The sequence below is a fragment of the Pedobacter sp. AC163 genome (assembly GCF_979258665.1).
Window position 1 is genome coordinate 4,978,503 of record NZ_OZ409872.1, and the last position, 23,612, is coordinate 5,002,114.

26 protein-coding genes are annotated in these 23,612 nt (G+C 36.1%); 23 read left to right on the forward strand and 3 right to left on the reverse strand.

Going from position 1 to position 23,612, the window contains the following annotated elements; translation table 11 throughout:
• Positions 1-81: 81 nt before the first annotated feature.
• Together ACZZZK_RS21565 and ACZZZK_RS21570 are read left to right on the forward strand one after the other, a co-directional pair.
• Positions 82-417, forward strand: a complete 336-nt coding sequence (locus ACZZZK_RS21565; protein WP_463485930.1) for a hypothetical protein — start codon at positions 82-84, stop codon at positions 415-417.
• Positions 418-426: 9 nt separating this feature from the next.
• Complete coding sequence (locus ACZZZK_RS21570) at positions 427-2,139, forward strand: ArnT family glycosyltransferase (protein WP_463485931.1); 1,713 nt, start codon at positions 427-429, stop codon at positions 2,137-2,139.
• Here ACZZZK_RS21570 and ACZZZK_RS21575 read toward each other — a convergent pair.
• Positions 2,129-2,623 carry a CinA family protein gene (locus ACZZZK_RS21575; RefSeq protein WP_463485932.1) on the reverse strand — a complete coding sequence of 165 codons (495 nt, stop codon included), beginning with the start codon at positions 2,621-2,623 and terminating at the stop codon, positions 2,129-2,131. The two genes, ACZZZK_RS21570 and ACZZZK_RS21575, sit on opposite strands and share 11 nt — an antisense overlap.
• A 34-nt stretch (positions 2,624-2,657) precedes the next feature.
• Positions 2,658-2,834, reverse strand: a complete 177-nt coding sequence (locus ACZZZK_RS21580) for a hypothetical protein (RefSeq protein WP_463485933.1) — start codon at positions 2,832-2,834, stop codon at positions 2,658-2,660.
• 217 nt (positions 2,835-3,051) lie between these two features.
• On the opposite strand from ACZZZK_RS21580, the gene ACZZZK_RS21585 reads away from it, so the two are divergent.
• From ACZZZK_RS21585 to ACZZZK_RS21595, 3 genes are all read left to right on the forward strand, one after another.
• Positions 3,052-3,312, forward strand: a complete 261-nt coding sequence (locus ACZZZK_RS21585; RefSeq protein WP_463485934.1) for a hypothetical protein — start codon at positions 3,052-3,054, stop codon at positions 3,310-3,312.
• 5 nt (positions 3,313-3,317) lie between these two features.
• On the forward strand, positions 3,318-5,033 hold the full coding sequence (locus ACZZZK_RS21590; protein WP_463485935.1) for an alpha-amylase family protein: 1,716 nt from the start codon (positions 3,318-3,320) through the stop codon (positions 5,031-5,033).
• A 158-nt stretch (positions 5,034-5,191) separates the two neighbouring features.
• Positions 5,192-6,826: an ABC-F family ATP-binding cassette domain-containing protein gene (locus tag ACZZZK_RS21595; RefSeq protein WP_463485936.1), complete on the forward strand. Its 1,635-nt coding sequence runs from the start codon at positions 5,192-5,194 to the stop codon at positions 6,824-6,826.
• A gap of 96 nt (positions 6,827-6,922) precedes the next feature.
• On the opposite strand, the gene ACZZZK_RS21600 is transcribed toward ACZZZK_RS21595, so the two are convergent.
• Positions 6,923-7,699, reverse strand: a complete 777-nt coding sequence (locus ACZZZK_RS21600; RefSeq protein WP_463485937.1) for a hypothetical protein — start codon at positions 7,697-7,699, stop codon at positions 6,923-6,925.
• Positions 7,700-7,951: 252 nt separating this feature from the next.
• Here ACZZZK_RS21600 and ACZZZK_RS21605 point away from each other — a divergent pair, with 252 nt between their 5' ends.
• From ACZZZK_RS21605 to ACZZZK_RS21690, 18 genes are all read left to right on the forward strand, one after another.
• Positions 7,952-8,563, forward strand: a complete 612-nt coding sequence (locus ACZZZK_RS21605) for a zinc-ribbon domain-containing protein (RefSeq protein ID WP_463485938.1) — start codon at positions 7,952-7,954, stop codon at positions 8,561-8,563.
• Positions 8,564-8,598: 35 nt separating this feature from the next.
• Positions 8,599-9,120 carry a hypothetical protein gene (locus ACZZZK_RS21610; RefSeq protein WP_463485939.1) on the forward strand — a complete coding sequence of 174 codons (522 nt, stop codon included), beginning with the start codon at positions 8,599-8,601 and terminating at the stop codon, positions 9,118-9,120.
• 15 nt (positions 9,121-9,135) lie between these two features.
• Positions 9,136-9,774, forward strand: coding sequence for a hypothetical protein (locus ACZZZK_RS21615; protein ID WP_463485940.1), 639 nt, complete (start codon positions 9,136-9,138; stop codon positions 9,772-9,774).
• Positions 9,775-9,931: 157 nt separating this feature from the next.
• Entirely contained in the window at positions 9,932-10,696 is a 765-nt protein-coding gene (locus tag ACZZZK_RS21620) for an energy transducer TonB (RefSeq protein WP_463485941.1), read from the forward strand.
• An 18-nt stretch (positions 10,697-10,714) separates the two neighbouring features.
• Positions 10,715-11,263, forward strand: a complete 549-nt coding sequence (locus ACZZZK_RS21625) for a hypothetical protein (RefSeq protein ID WP_463485942.1) — start codon at positions 10,715-10,717, stop codon at positions 11,261-11,263.
• A gap of 27 nt (positions 11,264-11,290) precedes the next feature.
• Positions 11,291-11,620, forward strand: coding sequence for a hypothetical protein (locus ACZZZK_RS21630; RefSeq protein WP_463485943.1), 330 nt, complete (start codon positions 11,291-11,293; stop codon positions 11,618-11,620).
• Positions 11,617-12,369, forward strand: coding sequence for a hypothetical protein (locus tag ACZZZK_RS21635; RefSeq protein ID WP_463485944.1), 753 nt, complete (start codon positions 11,617-11,619; stop codon positions 12,367-12,369). The genes ACZZZK_RS21630 and ACZZZK_RS21635 overlap by 4 nt, the downstream gene beginning before the upstream one ends.
• A gap of 99 nt (positions 12,370-12,468) precedes the next feature.
• On the forward strand, positions 12,469-13,101 hold the full coding sequence (locus ACZZZK_RS21640) for a hypothetical protein (protein WP_463485945.1): 633 nt from the start codon (positions 12,469-12,471) through the stop codon (positions 13,099-13,101).
• A gap of 234 nt (positions 13,102-13,335) precedes the next feature.
• The gene (locus tag ACZZZK_RS21645; RefSeq protein ID WP_463485946.1) at positions 13,336-14,403 is read left to right on the forward strand and encodes a hypothetical protein; all 1,068 of its coding nucleotides are present in this window, start codon (positions 13,336-13,338) and stop codon (positions 14,401-14,403) included.
• A gap of 286 nt (positions 14,404-14,689) precedes the next feature.
• Complete coding sequence (locus ACZZZK_RS21650; RefSeq protein ID WP_463485947.1) at positions 14,690-15,712, forward strand: hypothetical protein; 1,023 nt, start codon at positions 14,690-14,692, stop codon at positions 15,710-15,712.
• Positions 15,713-16,088: 376 nt separating this feature from the next.
• Entirely contained in the window at positions 16,089-16,964 is an 876-nt protein-coding gene (locus tag ACZZZK_RS21655; RefSeq protein WP_463485948.1) for a hypothetical protein, read from the forward strand.
• Positions 16,965-17,076: 112 nt separating this feature from the next.
• Positions 17,077-17,406, forward strand: a complete 330-nt coding sequence (locus ACZZZK_RS21660) for a hypothetical protein (RefSeq protein WP_463485949.1) — start codon at positions 17,077-17,079, stop codon at positions 17,404-17,406.
• Between the two features lie 73 nt (positions 17,407-17,479).
• Complete coding sequence (locus ACZZZK_RS21665; protein ID WP_463485950.1) at positions 17,480-18,070, forward strand: hypothetical protein; 591 nt, start codon at positions 17,480-17,482, stop codon at positions 18,068-18,070.
• A gap of 5 nt (positions 18,071-18,075) precedes the next feature.
• Positions 18,076-18,684, forward strand: coding sequence for a hypothetical protein (locus ACZZZK_RS21670; RefSeq protein WP_463485951.1), 609 nt, complete (start codon positions 18,076-18,078; stop codon positions 18,682-18,684).
• A 382-nt stretch (positions 18,685-19,066) separates the two neighbouring features.
• On the forward strand, positions 19,067-20,851 hold the full coding sequence (locus tag ACZZZK_RS21675; protein WP_463485952.1) for a hypothetical protein: 1,785 nt from the start codon (positions 19,067-19,069) through the stop codon (positions 20,849-20,851).
• A 21-nt stretch (positions 20,852-20,872) separates the two neighbouring features.
• The gene (locus tag ACZZZK_RS21680) at positions 20,873-21,337 is read left to right on the forward strand and encodes a hypothetical protein (protein ID WP_463485953.1); all 465 of its coding nucleotides are present in this window, start codon (positions 20,873-20,875) and stop codon (positions 21,335-21,337) included.
• Positions 21,338-21,345: 8 nt separating this feature from the next.
• Positions 21,346-22,488, forward strand: coding sequence for a VanW family protein (locus tag ACZZZK_RS21685; protein WP_463485954.1), 1,143 nt, complete (start codon positions 21,346-21,348; stop codon positions 22,486-22,488).
• A gap of 63 nt (positions 22,489-22,551) precedes the next feature.
• Entirely contained in the window at positions 22,552-23,400 is an 849-nt protein-coding gene (locus tag ACZZZK_RS21690) for a hypothetical protein (RefSeq protein ID WP_463485955.1), read from the forward strand.
• Positions 23,401-23,612: the final 212 nt, after the last annotated feature.

The following is a 23,612-nucleotide window of genomic DNA, read 5'->3' on the forward strand; positions in this document are numbered from 1 at the left end:
ATTGAAACTGTTTGTTTGAAATAAACATCGTGTATTTTGCTAATTGCAAATCAATTTGGCCATAAACGATGTTATATCGCTATGATGAACCCGATGATTTCGCAAAATGACCGCAATTTGCAATTTCAACCAGGCTTAGCTATACTGGAAGCGCTTTTTTATCATTATGGAGGTGAAATCAGTTCCATCGGGTTTCAATTGCCTAACCTTATTTCGCTCCATTTCAGTTTCCTGATAGCACACGGAGTTGATAAGCACATAAAAAAAATTGTCTTCGACATCCAGTTGAAGGCAACAAATAACTTTACTTTCGCTATTTACCAGGCGGAGGTTTTTCGTTTTCAGTTTTCAATTAATAATTTTGGTGATTCGGTTTATGATTTCGATACTTATCTTCCCAAAACCACTTATTTTTAGGGGAGAAGAATGCGCATGTTAATTGATTCGCCTATTTATCAGTTGGAGAAAGCAGATTCGAACCCAAATTGGGAAACATCCGTCACTACTGCAGGAAATTCAAACACCAATAATCTTAAACTCACCAAAGCCACGGTTGGATTATTGGTTTTTTTTGGCTTACTAAAATTTACGCTTCATGTATTCTTTCTTCCGCGGTACGGATTGCATGCCGATGAGTTGTACTACATTCATTTAGGGAAAGATTTTCAATGGGGATTCCCAGATATTTCGCCATTGGTTACGTGGGTAGCGGGCCTATCGGCAAAATTATTTGGCGATAGTGTTGCGGCATGGCGCATTATTCCCACGTTGTTTTCTAGTTTCACGGTAGTGCTCACCGGTTTAATAGCACATTATTTAGGTGCTAAAAGGTTAGGGATCATTATCGCTTGTTTGGCAATAATCTGGTCGCCGTCTTTTTTAGCCACCTCTTATCTGTTGCAACCCGTAGTTTTCGATGAATTTTTGTGGACGCTTTTTGCGTTTGTGCTATTACGTTATTTTCAAACCCAAAAACCGACTTACTTATTGCTCTCTGGTGCGGTACTTGGCATTGGGATGTTAAATAAGTACACCATCTTCATGTATTTAGTGACGCTTGGCTTGGCCTCGCTTATCGTTTTTAAAGGACGTTTAAAGGTGGGATTGCCTGCACTGACTGGTGCTTCCATTCTTTTCCTTATTATGATGATGCCCAACATTTTATGGCAGGCACAACATGGTTTTCCTGTTTTTAATTTTTTAGGCTTAGTTGGTCAACAAGCTTTTGTTTTAAACATCCCCGACTATTTATTTCAGCTCGTATTTTTTCATGGTGCCGGCGTTTCTGTGTGGATGGCGGGTTTTCTATACCTGTTGCTATCCAAAAAAGGTGGACGGTATTTGTTAATCTGGCCTATATCAACATTGCTTTTGGTAGTGGCTTTGGCCTTGTTGAAAGGCAAACTGTATTATGGCTTAGGCATGTTTCCTTTTCTATTTGCTGCGGGTGGATATTGCTGGGAAATCATGCTAACCAGGTTGAGCCGAGTGAAGAAGACCATCTTTCTTTTGATGATCTCATTATTTGGAATATTAAGTTTGCCTTTGGTCATTCCGATATTATCGATGGGGAATTGCAGAACATACATCAGGCAAATGGTAGCATTAACCAGTTTTTCTCGGCCTATGACTTGGGAAGACGGTTCTCAGGGCTCGATACCACAATTTTTTGCTGATATGTCTGGCTGGGAAATCGCTGCAAATAAAGTTGGTTTAGCCGTAAATGAAATCGAAAATCAACCTGCAAGATATATTTTGACTGATGATTACGCTATTGCAGGCGCCCTGAAACGATATGTAAAGATCAATAACTTGCAGATTATCTCGGCCAGCAATAGTTTCATTTTAGAATCTCCACCCGAGTTGGTTGGCACTTCGTTGATTTACCTTTCTAAGGAACCCATTTCAAAAGTGGAGAAAATGGCTCAAGAGGTTAGTTTTATAGAAGCGTTGGATGTGGAGAATTCACATTTGAAAGGGGTTAATATTTATGTTTTAACTCGTGTAAACGAAAATTTTAATGAAGTTTACCAGCTGAAAAGAAATCAATTTTATCCTTATGCAGCTGGAAAAAGTACAAGCCTCTATAAGCCCAACCTTGGTTTTTGGTTTACGGTTAACAATTGGTTTACCGACTAATAGATTGTAAGTACCGATATAGAAGCGTGGCACAGTGGCTCACTGTTGCAGAGATGATTTCTGATTTATTACCGTCGAATTTTATTCGCTCTGCAAAAATAGGCGCACCCTGAAAGCTGCCATATATAAACATGGTGCCTACCGGTTTACTTTCACTTTCGCTCCCACCAGGACAAGTTAGGCCTGTTACTCCAATATGAATGTCGGCTTTGATAATTTTCATTAAGCCATAGGTTATCGCTTCCGTAACCTCCATACTTTCTGGTGTATACTTTTCAATAAGTTCATGGTCAACGTGAAGCATGTCTTCTTTGATGCAGGCATCGTAACAAACTACACCACCTTTTAAAAATTTTCCAGCATCTTCAATTAGCGAAAAATCAGCTGATAATCTTCCGGCAGTGGCGCTTTCAGCAAATGCAATGGTAAAATCATGTGCTATTAACAGTTCGCCAATCTTCTCGTATAAATTTTTATTGTCCATTTTTAAGTCTGAAACTATTCTTCCAAATTAAAAATTAGTATTTCTTAACAGAATCACGATTATCTAAATTGGTAGGTTTTTGAACCGAATCTTTCTTAACCGTATCCTCTGTATCTTTATAGTGATTTCCTTTCTCAGGCTTGTAGTTCGTGCAGGCTGTTAATATTGCTACTAAACACAAAGCTACTGTCGATTTTATTTTCGTTTTCATAGTCGTATAAGTTGTCTTTATAAAATCCTATTGGTTAAAATTTTGTTTTGTTTTTTTAAAATTATTGAATTTTTTGGCACTCAACCTTTAGCCGTTTTTTACATGGGATGACATCATATCTGCTATCACAAAAATGAATTAGCTAAAACATTCTCTAAAATAGGAGGGTTGTTTTTAATTAGAATTGATGAAACACCTCAGCTAAAGAGATCATTTTATGAAACAAGTCATACTCATTTTTACATTAATCACATCGGTACATTTCACTTTACTGGCTCAAGTACCTACCGGAACCAGGCAACGAAGCACGAATGATACTTTGATAAAGAAACCTGTGCCTAAAGCAGGTAAGTATAATCCGAAAGCGGCGAAGTGGCCAAAACGCGACAGCTTAAAAGCAATAGATAAACGGCAGGATTCTTTGAAACGTAAAGTGGCCAGAAAAGATTTAACGAAAAAACGTCCTATTAAAAATTAATGCTGATGAGCGGAGGAAGACATCTTAAGCACCTTATCTTACTAAAATTCACGTCGTTCGTCTGGGCTATTATTTTGCTCTTGGGCGCCTGTAAACAAGATCCCAAAAAAATCTCAGCCAAAGTAGCACCAGCATGGTACAGAAACATTATCATTTACAATCTGGATATAGATATTTTTAAAGATAGTGATGGGGATGGTATTGGAGATTTCAAAGGCCTCACACAAAAGTTGCCTTACCTCGATTCTTTAGGCGTAGAAGTCATCTGGCTTTCGCCATTTCAGCCTACTCCGGATCATGATGATGGCTACGATGTTACAGATTATTACGGAATTGACCCGAGACTCGGAACCATGGCCGATTTCGAAGCTTTCATGGTCGCCGCCAGGCAACGCAATATCAAAATCGTGATGGATATGGTCTTGAATCATACTTCAATTGAACATCCCTGGTATATAAAAGCCCGCACCGATAGCACAGGCAATTTTCAATCCAGATATGTATGGTCTGCAACCAAGCCCAAAGACTTTGACAAGGGTATGGTGTTCGAAGGTTTTCAATCTCAAACCTGGACTTATGATGACATTGCAAAAAAGTACTACTTCCATCGTTTTTATGATTTTCAACCAGATTTAAACTATCAAAATAAGCAGGTTCAACAGGAGGCAATTAAAATTCTTCGTTATTGGTCGGCAAAAGGCATAAAGGGTTTCAGGTTAGATGCCGTCCCCTTTATCATTGATGTACCTGAATCTGGTGCAGCAAAGCCTGCAAAAATGTTTGGTGTATTGGATTCGATTGTAACAGCAGCAAAATCTATAGACAAGGAAACCGTATTGTTAGGTGAGGCAAATGTTTCACCTAAAGAAAACATTGAATATTTCGGTGAGAAAGGCGACCGTTTACAAATGATGTTTCATTTTTATGCCAACCAACATTTGTTTTATGCAATGGCCGATGAAAATGTTTCGACGTTTAAAGATGCCCTACATGAAACCCGAATAAAGCCCGAGCCTTCACAATGGGCTTACTTTCTTCGTAATCATGATGAAATTGACTTGGGCAGATTAAGTAAAGCGGAACGGAACAAAGTATATGAAAAATTCGGGCCCGAACCCAGCATGCAGCTTTATAATAGAGGCATTCGGCGACGACTGGCGCCGATGCTAGGTAAGCCAGAACAAATAAAAATGGCATATAGTGTATTGTACTCGCTTCCGGGGGCGCCAGTTATCCGCTCGGGAGAGGAGATAGGCATGGGCGATGATCTTACCCTTGCCGAGCGCCTTTCGGTTAGAACACCTATGCAATGGAACAGAGCGAAAAATTCAGGATTTAGCACCGCTTCGAAAACAATAAGACCGGTAATTTCCTATGGAGATTTTGCTTATCAAAAGGTAAATGTCGAAGATCAATCTAAAGACCCAAACTCGCTTTTAAACTTCATTAGAAAACTAATCACGTTAAGGCGTTCGCTACCCGAAATTGGCACTGCCGATTGGGAACTGATGGAAGTAAAAAACAATTCGGTACTCGGCATAAAATATGTTACTCCGAAAAAAGAAATCATTGTTTTGCATAATTTCAGCAACACTGGAACAACCGTTTCATTCCCACTGCAAGGCAATGAAAAGGCATTGATTGGTAATTTTAAGGTGGTCAACAAAGACAAAATTCAACTCGCTCCCTATGCTCAGCTGTGGTTGAAGATAGAACGATAGGGAATTGATATCTGGGTCAATTTCTATTCATAGCCAAAGCTCATTTCGGGCTGTCGGTCGATTGCATAGGATTGAAAATGTAAAACGTGATCTTTCAATAAAAAGGTTGCATTTATCTGCTTTCGTTTATCTTTGCAAAATCATTTAAAATTATAATTGTGATTAATGTAAATAATATTTCCGTTTCCTTTGGCGGAACAACTCTTTTTAGCGACGTTACTTTTTCCATCAACGAAAACGATAAAATTGCCCTAATGGGTAAAAATGGTGCAGGTAAATCGACCATTTTAAAAATCATTGCCGATGTTTCTAAACCTACCACTGGCAATGTGACTGGTCCGAAAGAAGCGGTAATCGCCTATTTACCACAACATTTGCTTACACAAGATAAGGTAACTGTTTTTGAAGAAACAATGAAAGCCTTTCAAGAGGTAAATCAGATGCAAAAGGAATTAGACGAGCTAAACGAGCAACTCACTATTCGCACCGATTATGAAAGCGATGATTACATGAAGCTGATTGAAAGGGTATCAGAGTTGAGCGAAAAATTTTATTCCATTGAAGAGGTTAATTATGATGCGGAAGTAGAGAAAGTTTTAAAAGGATTGGGCTTTGAGCGTAAGGATTTTACGCGACAAACTTCGGAATTTTCTGGAGGCTGGCGCATGCGGATCGAACTGGCGAAAATACTTTTGAAGAAACCGGATTTGATTTTGCTTGATGAGCCTACCAACCACATGGATATAGAAAGTATTCAATGGTTGGAAGATTTTTTAATCAATTCGGCCAAAGCGGTAATGGTTATTTCGCACGATAGGGCCTTTGTAGATAACATTGCCAATCGCACCATTGAAGTAACCATGGGAAGGATTTATGATTACAAAGCCAAATATAGTCACTATCTCCAATTAAGGGCTGATCGAAGGATTCATCAGTTGAAAGCTTATGAAGAACAGCAGCGTTTTATTGCAGATAATCAGGAATTTATCGATCGGTTTAGAGGCACCTATTCGAAAACGCTCCAAGTACAATCAAGGGTTAAAATGCTCGAGAAATTGGATGTTATTGAAATTGATGAAGTAGATACATCAGCTTTGCGATTAAAGTTTCCACCTTCACCGCGTTCGGGCCAATACCCTGTAATGGTAGAAGAGCTCACCAAAAAATATGGCGATCACGTCGTGTTTGAAAAAGCATCGATGGTGATTGAAAGAGGTGAAAAGATAGCTTTTGTAGGAAAGAACGGCGAAGGTAAATCAACCATGATTAAAGTAATTATGGGCGAAATTGATTTTGACGGTTCTTTAAAAGTTGGGCACAATGCCAAAATCGGTTACTTCGCTCAAAACCAGGCTGCTTTACTTGATGAAAGCTTAACTGTTTTTGAAACTATCGACCAGATTCCGCTAACGGATGGAACCATTAAAATTAAAGATTTATTGGGCGCATTTATGTTCAGTGGCGATGATACCACTAAAAAAGTAAAAGTGCTTAGTGGTGGGGAGAAAACACGTTTAGCCATGATTAAGTTATTGCTCGAGCCTGTAAATGTGTTAATTCTGGATGAGCCTACCAATCATTTGGATATGAAAACAAAAGACATTATTAAAGATGCTTTGAAAGATTTTGATGGCACTTTAATCTTAGTTTCCCATGATCGTGATTTCTTAGATGGATTGGCAACAAAAGTTTTCGAATTCGGGAATAAACGGGTAAGAGAGCATTTCGAAGATATCAAAGGATTTCTAGCCAACAAAAAGATGAGCAGCTTAAAAGAAATTGAGCAACGCTAAACATAAGTTGGATCCAATGGGTTAAATTTTTCAAACCCATTGGATCCTCTCTTCAATACCGAGCTATCGTATTTTCGCTGCTCAGATCTTTCCGCCTTATTTATCGAAGTTGATATAAAGCTGTTCGGTAGTTACGGCCCCATCTTTATAATATTCGTAAAACCAATTTCCTTTTTTCTTGAAAACAACGCCAGTTGTATTAATTGTATTGGCAATAAAAACATCTGTTAAAGAAGTTTTTAATAGGGTAAATATCTTTTTTGATGTGGCATCTAACAAATCAAAGCCAAGCGCATTCGCTTGAGGATTCAGCATGGCTGCCGACGGTTTGTTTTCTTTGGCTGTAGCTGGCGAGGCTTCCTCTTTTACTGCCTTTACAGGTTCCGTTATCACCACTGCTTTTACAGGTTCGGCTTGAGGTGCAGCGGAAATGGCTTGTGCCTCAGTTATTGGCGTTTTGCTTAAATCAGGGAGCGATGCAAAAGCTGCGTTTAGCGCTTCATTATAAGAAACCTGGTAATCTTTTTCTCTGCTTTTCCCTTGCTTACTTTTTAATACTAAAGCGCCTTTACAATCTTTTAGTAAAAGGGTGAGGTTGGTAGAGAACATGCTGTTATTCTCTTCAATATCAACAGTTAACGCCTTGCATTTATCGCTGGCAATTTCAGTTGGTAATTCTAAATTATCGTAATAAACGGTGAAACCGCGTTCTTCGAACAAGCTTTTCGTAAGTGCATTTAAATTGTATTGATTAACCTTTTTTAAGAAGCTAAACCTTTCAGGCACAATGATATATTTATAATTGTTCATGAGGGTTTGTGCCTGCAAGGATAATGTGCTGGCTAAAAATATGATTAGCAGAAATCTTTTCATAGGTTATATTACTTTAAGACTGTTTTCAATTTATGCAAAGCAAATCAGAAAATCAAATTTGATGCATAAAGATTAATTATTCGGAAAATAGATCACTTGAAAGCGTTAATGTTCAACAATGGATTTTAAAAAACAATCAAATGACTACGAATTGTAATCAAAACCCAGCGAATTATAATTGGCGCTAGTTAAAACAGCAGATTGTGAATATGTTTAATCCATAAACTATTCAATCATTTTACACAATAGGATATGATAATCTTCGGAACAAGATCAAAAATTTTGACAGGCACTGGTGCCAAGGCGAATTGCCACAATTGTGGATCTACGCAAACTGTGAGCTTAGTTTTTGCGGTTAAATATTTTCACATCTTTTGGATTCCCATGTTTCCATATAGCAAAGTTGGGGCGAGCCAGTGCAGCCATTGCAAACAGGTTTTATATAATAACGAAATGCCTGATGGATTGAAAACGGTTTACGAGCAAGAAAAGTCCCAAGCAAAAACACCGTGGGTATACCGCACCGGCTTAATTTTAATTGGTTTGTTTATGGCATTCGTTATTGGCGTTGTTGTTTTTGGTGGGGCTAGCAAAGCTGATATTAAAACACCCATTGTTAATGATGTTTATCAAGTAAAAGACGGAAATAGAAACTATGCTTTGTATAAAGTAATTGCCGTAAACGGCGATACGGTTACTGTTGTAAAGCACAATGAAGTTGCACGTAAGGCAAGTCAGCTTGATCAATTAATGAAGAATGAAGCTGATAATTATTCGAAGAATGAAACCAAATTTACAAAGAGTGAATTAGAGCAGATGATTAGTGATCGAAAACTGATCAATGTTGAAAAAGCTGAAAAATAATTGTTGAAATCTTTTATAAATAAAAATCAAGAACGATGTCAAACGTAACATTCTTTTTAACCAATAAGGAGCGATTAAAATTCTTGCTGAAATGCATCTTAATCGGTATGCCAATTCTACTCTTATCGGCCTGGGCGATAAATTCTTTTGAGGATAACGAAGCAGAGAAAGGGGAGGCCAATGATAAAGGTGGTATGAATTATTATTACCGCGAAGGTTCGGGGGCCGATAAATATCCCGAACCGGTGGCCAAACTATTACAAATGTATCCAGGTAGCCAGGCTACTTATATTAATGTATCAACCGATAAGAACAATGAATTGGAAGGAGATATCTACTCCTTTACATCTGATGATATTAGTAAAGTTTATTCCTTTTATAAGCAAGGTGCAAAAGTTATTGATGATACTCCAGAACGGGTAGAACTGGAAAAAAACGGTCAAAATTTTGTGATTACCAAAGAAAAAGTTTTAGAGGACGACCCTATAAAAGGAGAAACAAAATTCGGTATTACTTTCTATAATAAGGCAACGGTAAATAAATATAAAACCAACTAATTGTAGGCCAGCAATATGACACGATTGATAGCTTTTTTGGTAATAATTTTTATTGCTGTTGGTTGCAATAATAAGCCTAAAACACAAGATGCCGAACAGTTAAGAGCGGATACGCTAACATCAATTGCGGCACCGGTTGATGAACCCAAGCAAATGGTAGATACAACTACTACGGCTACGCCAGTAACGGATAACGAAACAGTTGAAGTTGAGCCAAACTATTGGGATGCTATAAATTTTGAAAAATATGCTGTAGAGGAAGAGAAAAACTTTACAAAAGCACCCTTAAATTGGGCAGATTACCCAGAAGCAAAAGATTTTAAAACCAGAATTACCGAAGCGTACGAGCGAGATGAAGTTGATTTCGCAGGACATTATATTTTAGCAACTTTTGGTTGTGGTGCCAGTTGTATTATGGGTTTTATGATGGATGTTCGGGATGGGAAAATTTACGATTTGCCTTTGGGCGAAGAAAATTCATGCCTTTTTGCCGAAGATCGTGTAGTTTGCAAATCTACCAGCCGGCTATTTGTTGCTGGTATTTGTAAGGAGAAAATGGATGACGAGGCTGTTTATTATAAATCGTATTTATGGGATGAAGAAGAAAAGGAATTTAAAACCATCGACGCTAAAGAGTTTTTAAAGGAGCAATAAGCAAATTGTATGGTTTGGCTAAAAGCGCAAAGCTGTAGTTTATAAACCTGACAGGAGCGAGCACGAAACCCGCTTTTTAGGGTGAGTAAAGCGGATGCCAGGACTACACAAAGCTATAAAAAACTGAACTTTCATTTTCAAATTAAAAATCATAAACATGCACATCAAATTAAAAATAGCCCTCATCCTAAGTTTCGTTCTCGTTTTTAATTTTTCGTTTGGACAAACGAAAAAGCTGGTTAAAGGTTTTAAGCTTGGTACGGTAAGTTATCAGTTGTTTGAACAGAAAGTGGCGGCGAAGCATCAAAAAGACACTACATTTTACCAGCTTTTTAGGGTGGGTAAATTAAAGCCAATAGCTAAAGAAATCAAGACGGTTTATGATAAAGGCAGTGGTGATACCATCGCATCAGCAAGTTATAAAATCAATCAAAATTCTATTGTTTTTTTTCAATCGGCATCAAATGCAATTTATCATAGAATTTATACCCAGCAAAAAAGTGGGTCACTAACCTTTAAAAATAATTTTATAAAAACCATTAGTGAAGAGCGATTCTTGCCTGCCGCCTTACCCGCATCTGATTCCGGCCGTATTCGTGTTGCTTCTAATGAGTCGGGCAATGTTGATTTTCCTGCAGAATTTCCTGGGGGGATAAATGCCTTGCGGGCTTATATTGCTAACAATTTGCAGTATCCTGACGATGCGAGAGAAGAGGAAATTGAGGGAAAGGTATTTGCCTCATTTGTTGTGGCTAAAGACGGGGTAGTTACCAATATTCAAATCGATAGGAAATTAGGTCATGGTTGTGATGAAGAAGTGATTAGGGTATTGAAGAGAATGCCAAAATGGATACCTGCAAAGTTAGATGGCAAAGCGGTAAATTACCGCTTTAGGATACCGGTAACATTTGCTTTGCAGTAAAATCAGATCATAATCACTATGCTTAAAAAGATTCTCAAGGTTGTGCTTATTCTCATCGCGATTGTGATAGCAATCTGTCTGTTATTGTTCGGGATTATCTGGGCTTCGATGGAATGGAATAGATATGCCAAAGCAAAGGAAAAAATTCGTTATCAAAAAGAGGTTTGCGATACCATTACGATTATAAATGAAACGGTGCAGTTGAAGATATTTGGCTTTAAAGAAAAGGAATTAAAAAAGGTTCATTTTTATTTACAGCAGGGGAAGTTATTGAAAAAAGATACCATAATGAAAGTAGATTTTAACCCGAAATATGCTGCACAAGATGTACTGCTTCCTTTTAAATATTTTAACAAAAACGATCGGGTGATTGTAAAAGTAAGTGATAGATATTTTGTCTTATCTGGCATTAGGCACTATGCATCCTTCAATTACGGAATGTTTGGTCCGGTTGGCAGCTGCGATTGTGAGATGGGGAATTTCGAAATCATCAATGGTAAAAAGGATAATTCTGCTATGCTGACAAAGGAACAAGGTTTCCTGAATGATCCGCTTCTAACAAAATAATAAAAGAAAAGGTTGAAATAGGTGTGGATGAACAATAAATTGAAAGTAGGCATTTGTTTTTTAATAGCTACCTGGTTATTTACGGGCATAAAATGTGATGATGAGTTTTATGAATACAGCTTGTTTTTAAAGTATCGGCCAACTTTTCAATATTATTTCGAATCGCCTTTGGGCATGCAAGATATGCCTGAAAACTACCCTAAAGAATTAGCAGTAAAAGAAGCCATCTACGATGAATTTATAAATCAAAAACATTCTAGCGACAATAAATTTCTAGAGATAAGTACGTGTGGGATCTTAATATTAGGCTCATTACATTTTTTAACCTCAGGACTGATTAAACAATTTAGGACATGATAAATAAAGCAATAACGATAACCGGAGTTTTGGCTTTGGCTTTGTGTTCAATTTGCGCTTGCCGAAACGAAAAAAAACAGCAAACTATCGATTCCGTTTCGGTCGTTAAGACTGACACGGTAAGCGTAAATACTAAACCTGATACTAAGCTAAAATATCCGGAACCCGATTTTCCTACAAGTGGGAATAAAATCGAAGAGTTAATTCCGCAATATTTCGATATCGATATGGAAGCAAGTGGCGATTTAAATCATGATGGGTTGGAAGATATGGTCCTTGTCTTAATTAATACGAGGGATACTACCGCACGTCGGCCAACTTTGGTGGTGTTAAAAGTAGGTGACGCTTACAGTGTTGATGCTATATCTTTTGCGGTGATCGAGCCAAAGTATCGGGAAGATGGTTATCAGAATTACGATTTTGAAGACGTAACCATTGATAAAAACGGAAATCTTCTTTTCTCCCAACAAGCCACTGGACCTAACGGAACTTTAAATAGCACGTTTAAATATGTCAATAACGAGCTGGTTTTAACCGAGGTTAGTAGTTTTGCCATGGGTGCTGGTGGGCAAACAGCACTCAAATTAGATTTGCTTAAGGGTATTTTTGAACAAACGGATATCAATACCATGAAAGAGGATATGCCCAGCAAAACCACAACAAAAAAGTATAAGCTTGGTAAAGTTTTGTTTGCGGACAGCGATCCAAGGGAAATTATAATAAAAGCTTTTCAGGATAATGGCAAGTAGTTTTTTAATGCATAGCTTAATAATTGGTCAGATTATTCTTGAAAAATTTAGAATTTATGATCCATCAATGATTCGATCAGTTTTAAAAAGAGGAAGCAAATGAATACAGAACAACATGCTTTTTTAGCACATTATATGAGGAAGAACCAATTTGTTAAAAAGCTCATATTAATTTGCTGCTTGGCAATTTGCATAATTATTCCATTGGTTTTTTTTATTTATAGCGTTAACGAAACCAATGGCTTCGGAAAAGATTTGTTGGGTGCTGAAAGATATAACGACCGCATGAAAGATAGCTACTTATATGCTGCAGTAATGTTCATTGCTCTTTTGGTTGTGATTTTTCCATTTGCAGTTTTGCTACATCAGTTTTTTAATCGATATCTGATCATTTTAAACTCACTTGAGGCTAAAGATGTAGATAGGCTTAAAGCACTTACGGCTAAGGTTGGTATGATGGAAAAATATAATCCCTCTTGTATTTTCAAAAAAAATACAGTTACTTTTTTCACGCTCTTTAAAGCACACACAGTTTCTTTTTTTGATATCAACCGCATAAATATCACCCGAGTAAGTTATAAAGGAATTAGTTATGTAATTGCAATTGAAACCGTATCTGGAACGCTCAATTACAGGTTTGGCGATTTAATGTTAACCAGAAGTTTGATTGATGAGGCTTGTTTGGCAAATCCAAGAATAGCCACCAATTCCTACAACAGTTGGAATTTTTAGCGGCGTAACCGTGCTTATTGGTATAAATAAACGATCATTCAAACCCAGCGACTTGCAAATTCATTTATAGCGTCTAATTTAACAAAAGTACTTTCAGTATCACTAAAAAATATTGTAAAATTAGTCGTTGCAAATTCAAATATCACAGAGAAAGAACCATACACAATGAAAAATTATCTATTGATTTTAATCTTTTTGACTGCAACACCAGCATTCGCACAAATCGAAAATAATATGAAAAATAACACTTCCGGCATGTACGGACAAGGGAGTCAAGGCGGCATTTACGTTTACGATGATGGTACTTTTGCGCTATTCGGTTATGCCACGCTCGTAATGGGAAAATATACGCTAACTGATAACCATATCAACTTCATTCCCGATATTCCAAAACAAGCATTCACCGTTTTGGGTAGAAAAAATCCAAATATCAAAAAGGGTGTAAAGTTTACTTTTACCCGAGCGTTTCTAGATGATGGCCCAACTTACCTCAAACTCGATAATGATAGTTTGATGAATACTTTTGAGGAAAATTATGATGGTGGAGCTTCAGATTATGTAAGCAACTTACCTTACCATCCGAAGACGATAAGCTTAGCACAAAACACGGTAAACCACTTGTACAGATACAACACCAATAGCTTCAAGCTGGATAGCGCCTACAACGATTTTCTGCTTTTTTACCACCGAACGATTAGCGAGCAAAGGCCTTTTTCGGCAACCATTAAAACCGAAAAGGGTAAAACTGTACTTGAATCTCATTGGGGTGAATTTAGAAAATATGAATCGGGTAAGGATACAGAGTTCGAAACGTTTTTAAATAATTATAAAAAGCAAGCCCTTAAAGATAAAGATGTTAAAGTGTTTTACTTTAACGATCAGCTAAAAACAGCTAAAGGTTTCAATCACCTCTCAGAAGAATTTTCCACCTTCGATATTAATAATTATGTTTTAGATGAGGCTTCGAATAAATTTATAGGTAAGGATATTTATAAAAAAGGAATAGATTACAGCAATGCTTTGGTTAGCGATTATCATGACGAAAGTTACATCTTGAAATATGATAATATCGATGTAGATGAACAAATATTAACCGATTTTGGTGAAGTAAAAGTAGGTACGCAAGCACTTTTTAAAATTGCTGATCAGAACAAACAAACAGATGAAAATGGATTGGAAGAAAACTTTTCAGCGCCTAAACTGATGCAAACTACCGAAGTTCAAGGACAGCAACCCACAATAGTAGCGCCTGCAAAAGTTGAAAAGCCAAAGTTGAAAAAGAAAAAGCCATCGAATAAATAGACAAGAAGCCATGAAACTTGAGAATGATACTATTTCAACCTCATCCAAATCATAAAATAGAATGGCGAATTGGCATTTTGACTTGTTATGAATAGCTTGGTGATTTATGGCTGATCAATTTCATTAGGGAAAGGTTAATAATTAATTTGAAAAATAACTGAATAGGAGCTAAATAACTTCACACTCATCAAACTTATAAAAAATGGATGTGGAATAATGGGAATTACAAATAGATGTTTGCTGAGGAGGAACCCTTTTATACACAAATTAACAAACATAAAACAGGATGCAAATTAAAGAAGTAGGATTAAAAATTGGCTGTCTGTTTATCTTAGGCATTGGTTTGGTGTTATTTTTAGGTTTAGCTTTCAGTCAAATTCTCATTCCGTTAGTGCCCCCACTTATTGGTATTTTTATATGGTATGTTACCAAAACGCAGCGCAAATTAGTACGAACGGAAACAACACCCATTTATCAGATTGCCGAAGGTTGGGTTAAAATACAAGGCAACGTGAGCGCACCCAAAACTTTCGTAACTCCATATTTTAAACAAGAGTGCATTGCCTATACTTACGAAGAAGGAAATATAACTTACGACAGTGAAAGTGGCTCGGAGCATGTTACAAAAACTTCGTCAAGAAAAGAATTTCAGGATTTCCATTTAAGCAACGGGACTGGTAAAATCAAAATCATAATAAAAGACTTAAATTTAACGCTTTTAGAAGCCAAATCGGATACAAAACATAGCATCAAGTATGGTGTTGATGATATTCGTTATACGGAGAGAACCCTAAAAAACGGCGATTTAATTAGTGTTTTAGGTTATGCTGTAAAGAACAGTAACTATGCTTACGAACTTACAGCGCAAGCCAATCAACCCTTAGTGATAGCCACGCCCGATTTTGAAGATAAAACCATCAAATCCTTCAGGGTTTTTAAATATTTGATGCCTTATTTGGTTCTGATGTACCTGTCTGTAAATTATTTTTTGTTTTTAGCACCCGCGAGACCACATGAAGAACAAAATACAGCATTTGCACTTTTGAGCTTTTTTGGGGTACCCATTTTAGGCGTTTTATTTGGTGTGATGGGAGCCAGACTTTCAGGTTTTGGTAAAGATTTTTTCTCTTGCCTTGGTGGAATTTGCTTCTTTGTTGCATTATTAAGCTTCCCCTTGCTTTGCCTTTTATACATGGTCGAAACTAACCAATCTACCATTATGCGAGTTTGGGCAAGTATTTTTATCTGTACTACCTTAGCAATGGTACTAAATTACAGAAAGTTAGAAGGTGCTTTCGATAAAGATTAATCAATCTAGTTGCCTTTCATTTTTTGTTAGTTTGACTTAGCTTTTGTATTCGAAATCATTTCAATCTGCGTTACCTGCGTAATTGATCAAGATAGACTCTACAATTACGAGTCCCTCATCTAGCCCGGCTAGACAAGCATCTCAAGAAAACCTTTCTCAAAAACTGCCGAAACCAATTATATTCTTCCTTCCAAAATCGCAAAAAGTGGTTCTTCATCTACGAATTATAATTCATCCCCAGCGAATTATAATTGGTTCACTTTAATGTTGTTCGCTAGCGCTATAATTGCAGATCAAACAATCAAACAGAAAATTTCATCTAAGAAAAAATTCAAGGGTTTTTCGGAGCGCTTATTATCAATCAAAATATAACTAAATGAAAATATACATCAGCATTTTACTGCTATTGGCAATGGTGGGCAAAGTTAGCGCACAAGATACCGTAAAACTTGCCGAAAAGGATTTCTATAAAATGTCTACCACTGCTTTTGGTACCGCAATTGTGTACAGTCAAAACAATGTACAACTTAAAAAAGCAGGTAACTACAAAGCGAGCACTATGGATGGTGATTTTAGCTTCACGCTGAATAAAAACTTTTATGTTGATGGGCCTTCTTCGAGGGTTTATAAAAATGGAAACTCTTATAAAGAAACTTATAAAAATGGCATATTAACTTCATCTATCGGAATTAATTCTTTTCGTACAGAAAGCAAAAAGGTTGATGTAAAAAAGGAGAAAAATGATTACCTGATTACCATAACCCAAACTTTTAGACGAGAGAAACGAAACGATAGTACCATTATGGTATACCTAAATGAAAAACCTTTGCTTAAAGAAAAGTTTAGTGATGGAACATTGATTTTAAGGAATGATCGTAAACAAGAAACGGTAAACATTTATGATAAATATGGCAACCTGGAAGAAAAACATTTCGGCAATGTTGAAGAAAAATACCTAAGCAATGGCGAGTTTTATTTCAAGAAAATACTTCTTAAAAATAGAACAGAAGAATATCGGCCTGGTAAATTGAGCCGAACTTTTGATTTTATTAATAAGCCAAATAGTAATGATTTAGATAAAATAATTGTGACCGATTATGATAAAGCTGGGAACAAATTAAAAGTTGAAGAAAGAATGCCTTGGGCTGAAGTGGCACCTGATTATTTGATTTTTAATTTAAACAAAAAGGAACTAGAAGGCTACAAGGCGATTGTTAATGAGGGAATTGTAAAGACTAAAGCTCAAAGATAAAATTCAAAACCCATCAAGTTTTTAATTCAAAAAAGTACCGTATTGATTATTGAAATGAGATAGCCTCAGTTCGGAAATTGATAATAGATGTCGTGATGTTTATTGATAAAGGATGAAGCAAGCAAATAAATGGAAATGGTTTTGGCGTATTAACTATGCCATCAGTTTTTATATATTTTTAAGTTTGGTTTGCACTGGTTTACAGTTGGGAGGTTTAGATACTAACTGGTTAAATGCCGTTTATAAAATTTTAAATCCAATTTGGATGCACTATTTTGGGCTTTACATTTTAACTTTCCAGCTGATTTTATCAGTCTTCCTTACCATTATCTTTAAAAGAGAACGAACCGATTTGTTCAACTATTTGTACATGAGTTTATTAGTCTTTACCGGGATATCACTCATTGGATTGAACATGATTCTTGGCGGTGTAGTAGGTTGATAAATGTTCAGTTTAGCGGATTTTTAGTAAAAGGCTCAAAAAAAAATACAGTTTTAAAGATTAAAATCGAAAAATGAACAGACTAATTGTAACGTGTTTTTTATTTCTTGCATCATCAGCTTCATATGCACAAGAAAAATTAGTCAAGGATCTAGATTTTGATGGCATTCAGGATAACGTTTATTTTGACACGGAGAAAAAGGTAATTATAGCGAAACTTTCGTCCACAAAATTTAAAGTTATCTCAAGCAAGCCGATAAATATTGAATATTCATCAGAATACGGCATTCGCAACAATAGAAATGGCTTCGAGTTTTTTATCAATTATAGCCGCTACGGTAGTGTAAGTCAGTTTAAATTCGAAAAGAAGACCAACATAATTAGACTTATCGGTATGCAGCATCGAGAAAACGGTTTAACAGAATACGATGCCAACGGAGAGGCGAGTGTAAATTTGCTTCTTGGGAATTACATTGGCAACTGGGCATATAATGATGTAAAAAAAGGGAACTATCTGATCGAGGTTCCAACAATTAAGACAAAAATGCCTTTTAAGAAAATATATTTATCCGATTTCAGCGAGCGAATTTATGATAGTTTTTTGAGTAAATCTTCAGCCCTCTTTGTTAAGCATAAGGAAATTGCGATCAGTAAACAAAATTAGTTATTATGAAAAAATACCTCATCATCTTCTCGATTCTGATTTCTTACAATTCAGCTTTTTCACAGCAGAAATTGGTTAAAGACATCGATTTTGATGGCATTAGGGATACGGTTTATGTGGATGTGAAAACTTCAAAAATCGTTTGTCGATTATCCACTTTGAAATTCAAGAAAATTACAAGTAAAGGCAGCGAGACATCCACAGAAAATTCTATTATTGAACCTACAAAAAATGGTTTTGAGTACCGGGTCGATTGGATTCGTGCCGGTTATGCCAATCAATTTAGATACAATAAAAGCCTAAAAAGGGTACAGTTGATTGGCATGAGCCGATACGCTTTGGGTAATGCTGCTAATGATGGGAGCGGCGAAAGCAGTGTAAACCTGCTTACTGGAGATTACATTGGTGAATGGAACTATTTTGACCCTTTAGCTAATAATGAACGTGGTGCATTAATTAAATTACCAGCCATTAAAACGAAAATGAGTTACAATAAAATTTTTCTGGAAGATTTTAGTGATGCCACATATTATAGTTATGCAGATAAGTGTAGCGAATTATTTGAGTTTGCCAGGAAAAAAACAAAGCAGCTTAGAAACAATGGGAAATCCTAAACTTTACCTCATACTATCGATAGCCGCGATAATTTTATCATGCCTTTCTTACTTTATGGAGCTTTCAGCTTTTAGTTTAACCTTATCCATTCTTATTTTGGTGCTAACTAACAAAGAGTTAAAAATGCCAGTAGAGCAGTTTACGCCGCAAGAATTTCAAAATCTAAAAACGGCCAAACGGTTATCTATTATTGGAATAGTGATTTCGTCGCTAATCATTATCTATCTACTAATCATATTAGTTGTAATTACAATGGGCTTATTTAGTTGGTGAAAATGCGTGTTTTTTAATTTGATCAGGTGTTTTTAAACGAATTATAATTCATATCCAGCGAATATCAATCGGAACGATTTATATGTTACTTTTTACTCATATTTAGGGATGAAGGTTCTAATTTTTACCGTATTCATGATTTTAAGTAAATTGGTTTTCGCTCAAAATACCATCACAGTTAGTGGCTTTTTTAAAGAAAATTATCGGGCAGTTAGGCTTAGTAATGAAGTAAATAGGTTACTCTTTATCAAAACCAAAGGCCATTTAAAACTTCCAGAATATGGTAACGGTTATTTTCTTAATCTCACCAAAGAAGATGCGGCTAGAGTTGGTTTCGATGATATTTTGGTCATTCCTTTAAGATCAGAAATTTATCAAAGTGATAAAAATTTGGTGAAGCTAGATTTGGTGCAGTTAAGTGAAAATGAACCCTCGGTTTTTTATACCAAACAAAGTAAGGCTGATAGTGAAGCAACTTACGGGAAAAAAATATTTGAAAATCCTTCGCTAAAAGATACTGTGGATTGGAATGAGATTACCCGATCTGATTTGCTATATACCAAACAATGGATTGATAATTTAGATAATGAGAAGCAGGTAACGCTAAAAAGTTATATCCTTTACGATACGGATAAAGGCAGCGGTTCATCGGTACAATTCTCGAAAATAATGATGAAAGAATTAGCCAAAGAACGCTTACATCGTGTTAATAATTTATTTAATGGAGATAGAAGAGAATGGACTAAAAAACAATGGCAAGTCTGGTTTCAGAAAACCATTAACTATCAGGAACCAGCGCTTAAAGACTGCAACCCGAACCAACATAGTATCAGCCAAATTTATAAATATGATGATGGCAATACCATGATATTTGGTACAGATCATAGTAGTGGTAAAATTATTGGGGCACAAATGTTACCCTATAACGTAGATCAATATCAAGGTAGACAAATGGTTGTGATTGATAGTTCAAAGTATGCTAAATATGACTATTACACAGAGCAACAGAAGCAGGTTTTTAACATCAGAGCATTTGAAAGCGTAGATAAAAACTTATACTTTTTTGACTATTACGGGAATTGGAGCCTTTTTGAGTTCGATACTGTTGAAAATCAATATGTTTTTAAAGCGAAAAAAGAAATCTCCATTCCAGAAAGTGCAGGCAGAAGAGCCGATAGTTATGTCGAACAGCTACAAACTTGTGAGAAGTTAACTTATGCCATCACAAAAAATGACAAAACAAAGGAATTTTATGCCCTCGTTTTAAAAACACAAACCGGAGAGAACTTGATAACGAAGTCTTTGAAAGATATATTAGACAATACTGCCATTGACTACCGGAAAAATTTTGAGCTGGTTGATCTGAAATATGGGTTAAAAAGCAGTAATGACTTTGTTTTCGGTATTAAGCAGGGCGATGAATATTATCTGGTAAAAACCGATGAAAAACTGGAAAATGTAAAGTGCATTAAAACGACCAAAGCCTTGCGCCATTCTACTTTGTTTGTTCATGATAAAACCATTGATGTATTGAAATCAGATAACAATAATCTGTTGAAGATATCCTTTGATAAAGGTTTAACAAAGCAATTAAGCGAGCAACATAAGTTGATAGAAAATTGGTATTATGATGAAGATGGCTTAGTGGTTTATGATGGCTCGAACTATAAATTGTTTGCGCCATTTCAGCTCGAACAACATTCTGGTATCCAATTGCTAACCTTCAGCAGTGATTTGGAGATTACAAATAAGCAGTGTATTTATCAATTTCTTCCGCTAGAAGAGCCTGAATATACCAACATGATCCATTTGCAATACGCAGCAAAGTTAAATAATGATTGGTGGTTACTGTTTCGGCAGGAGAGTAGTTTGAATTATGTAAAGGTCAATTGAGATTGTTTTGATGCAAATAAAATGAAATTAAGGATGTTAAATTGGAAATTATATCTATTGATTGTTGCGACAGTCGTAATTATTTCGTGTAAAGAAAGAAAGAAATCAGAGCAAAAGCCTGTTATAGATACTATAGAAAATAGGCCGAGAGCAAAGGAGAAAGAAGCTGCAAATTCGAAGAAAGATTTTAGTCGCATCAAAAAACAATCTTTTGCGATTAGTTGTGGTTCTGGTTGTGCAATGACTTATAATGTAAAAGATATCAATCAACTTAATGCAACATCAATTAAGGTGGTATTTGACGTTGATACCTATATTGATGAGGAGCAGATGGAAAATTTAGTAGAGACCTACATTTTCGTCTATAACAGTGAACATAACATAGAAAAAATTACTCGTGAGGGTGAAAATGAAAATGTTTTGGATAACCTAATTGGTGGTGCACAACAAACTTTCAAAGAGTTTGCGGCAGAACTAATTAAATAAAACTGGTAATGAAAGCGTTTAAAATTCTGCTCATATCTTATGCAACTTTCCTATTTCTTTTGCTGGGATTATTTTGTTGGCTAATTGCACCAGAATATTTCGCATGCGAGAAAACGATGTTTGAAGGTGAGCAAGGGTTAACCATTTTTGGAGATCAGGTTAACTGCTCAGGTGAAAATCAAGACGTTGGTGAAGCAATTTTTCAGGCATCGTTGCTCGTTTTAATTATTGGGTTTTTACTTCTAATTGTTGGTTGGTACTTCTATTCAAAGGGGAAAAAGAAAATGCTGATTAGCAAATCTTCTCATACAAAACAAAGAAAATTACTAAGTCAAAGGCACCCATATTTGTATTTTTTGGCAGTTTGGGCGAGGCGATTAAAACGTCGTTTGGAATGGATTTTCGATGGCAAAAAATATGCGAAGACGAAAACTGAAGATAAATTGCAATTCAGGATCAAAAAGCATCAATCGGTATTGCTCAAAAAGCTAGGTGAAAATAATGAGCAGTTGCAACTGAACAAAATTACCAACCTCAAAATTGCTGCTTCGCAAATCAACGGTATTGTTATTAAACCTGGCGAAACATTTTCTTTTTGCAAGCTGGTGGGTTTACCTACAAAAAGTAAAGGGTATTTACCAGGAATGGAACTTTCATTCGGAGAAGCTAAAGCAGGCATTGGCGGTGGAATTTGCCAGATTTCCAACCTTATCCACTGGTTGGTTATCCATAGTCCGCTTACGGTTACAGAGCGCCGCCACCATTCTTTCGACCCATTTCCAGATGATGGGAGAGTTCTACCTTTTGGCAGCGGAGCCACAGTTTTCTACAATTATATAGATTACCAGTTTATCAACAATACAGAACATATTTTTCAAATTAACTTATGGTTTAGCGATAAGTGTTTGGAGGGCGAATTACGCGTTAACTCCGAATTAAACTATGCTTATCATGTCGTGGAAAAAGACCATCAATTTTTGAAAATCGATGGTCAATTTTACCGAAAAAATGAAATTTGGAGAGATAAACTGATGAAGTTTGAGGGCGGTAAAATTGTTGAAACAGAATTGATAATGAGAAATTTTGCCCGTGTTACTTATGAACCAGAAAGCTATGAGGAGACTGAGAATGATCATAGAATTCTGCATTGAACTGGCGCTAAAAAAAGAAAGGGCTTGTTAAAAATATCTAATTACCTCAAAAAACAGAAACAAATGGCAACAGATGGAGTAAAAATTATTAATAGCGATTTGGCCGAAGACCTATATGCTCACTTTATGGATAGTTTTCAAGAAGGCAGGAATGTTAGCCAATTGAACAAGCAATTTTTGGATAGCAAAGCTCAGTTTTCTGAGAACACAAAAGAGTATGAGATTTGTGTTACCGTTTATGGATTGGCTTTTTGGGAAATTGGCGCTTTAACAGAAATTATGCTCCAAGAAGTGGAAACGGTCATCAACCAAAAAAATACGATTAATTATTGGGCAAAAGAAGTTGGAAAAGAAACTGCGGAAGCAAGACAAAAAGAACTAGATGAGCTTCTTGAAAAAATAAGTAAGCCCAATCTTAATCCAATTAAAAGAGTAAAAAAGCAACCTAAACCCAATCTGTTCAATATTGGCGACGTGTTATCGTTTCAGTACCCTGACAGAAATTATGGAACAGCTTTTATAGTAGATATTTATAAAATGTCTGGCTTCAGTCTTTACTCCATTTGCCGAACCTGTGATACAACAGTACATAAGCCAAACCTGCAAGATTTTTTGCAGAGTACATTTTATGCATCAGGAACACCAACAGTAGATGATTTAGGTGCAATCACCACCAAACTATCTGTTTGGGTAAACCAAGCTGAAAGAAAAGAGTTGGAAAAATTTTTCGACTGTTTCAGTATGATTGGAAAAATTGATTTTACTTTACCATGTGGGCAACCAATCATCACCAATGATTATAAAAAATTTTGTGATACCTCTATTTACGAATCACAAATTGCCTACTCAAATAGCTTAGGCAGAGCTGTAAATCAGTTTAAAATAGCTGAATATGCGAAGGTGCTTGAATAAACAGCTACCCAATCCCGATTTTTCTTCTCAATTGGGGCATGCTCCAAAAATTCAACTTCAACCTATCAAAGTTTGCGCACAGATTGCTTCGTTGCCAATAGCTGGCGACGCTAATTCAACCTATTTCTCAACGAATTATAATCCAAACCCAGCGAATTATAATTGGCGAAGATTATTTTTCGGCTAAATGGTATGTTTATATAAAACATCGC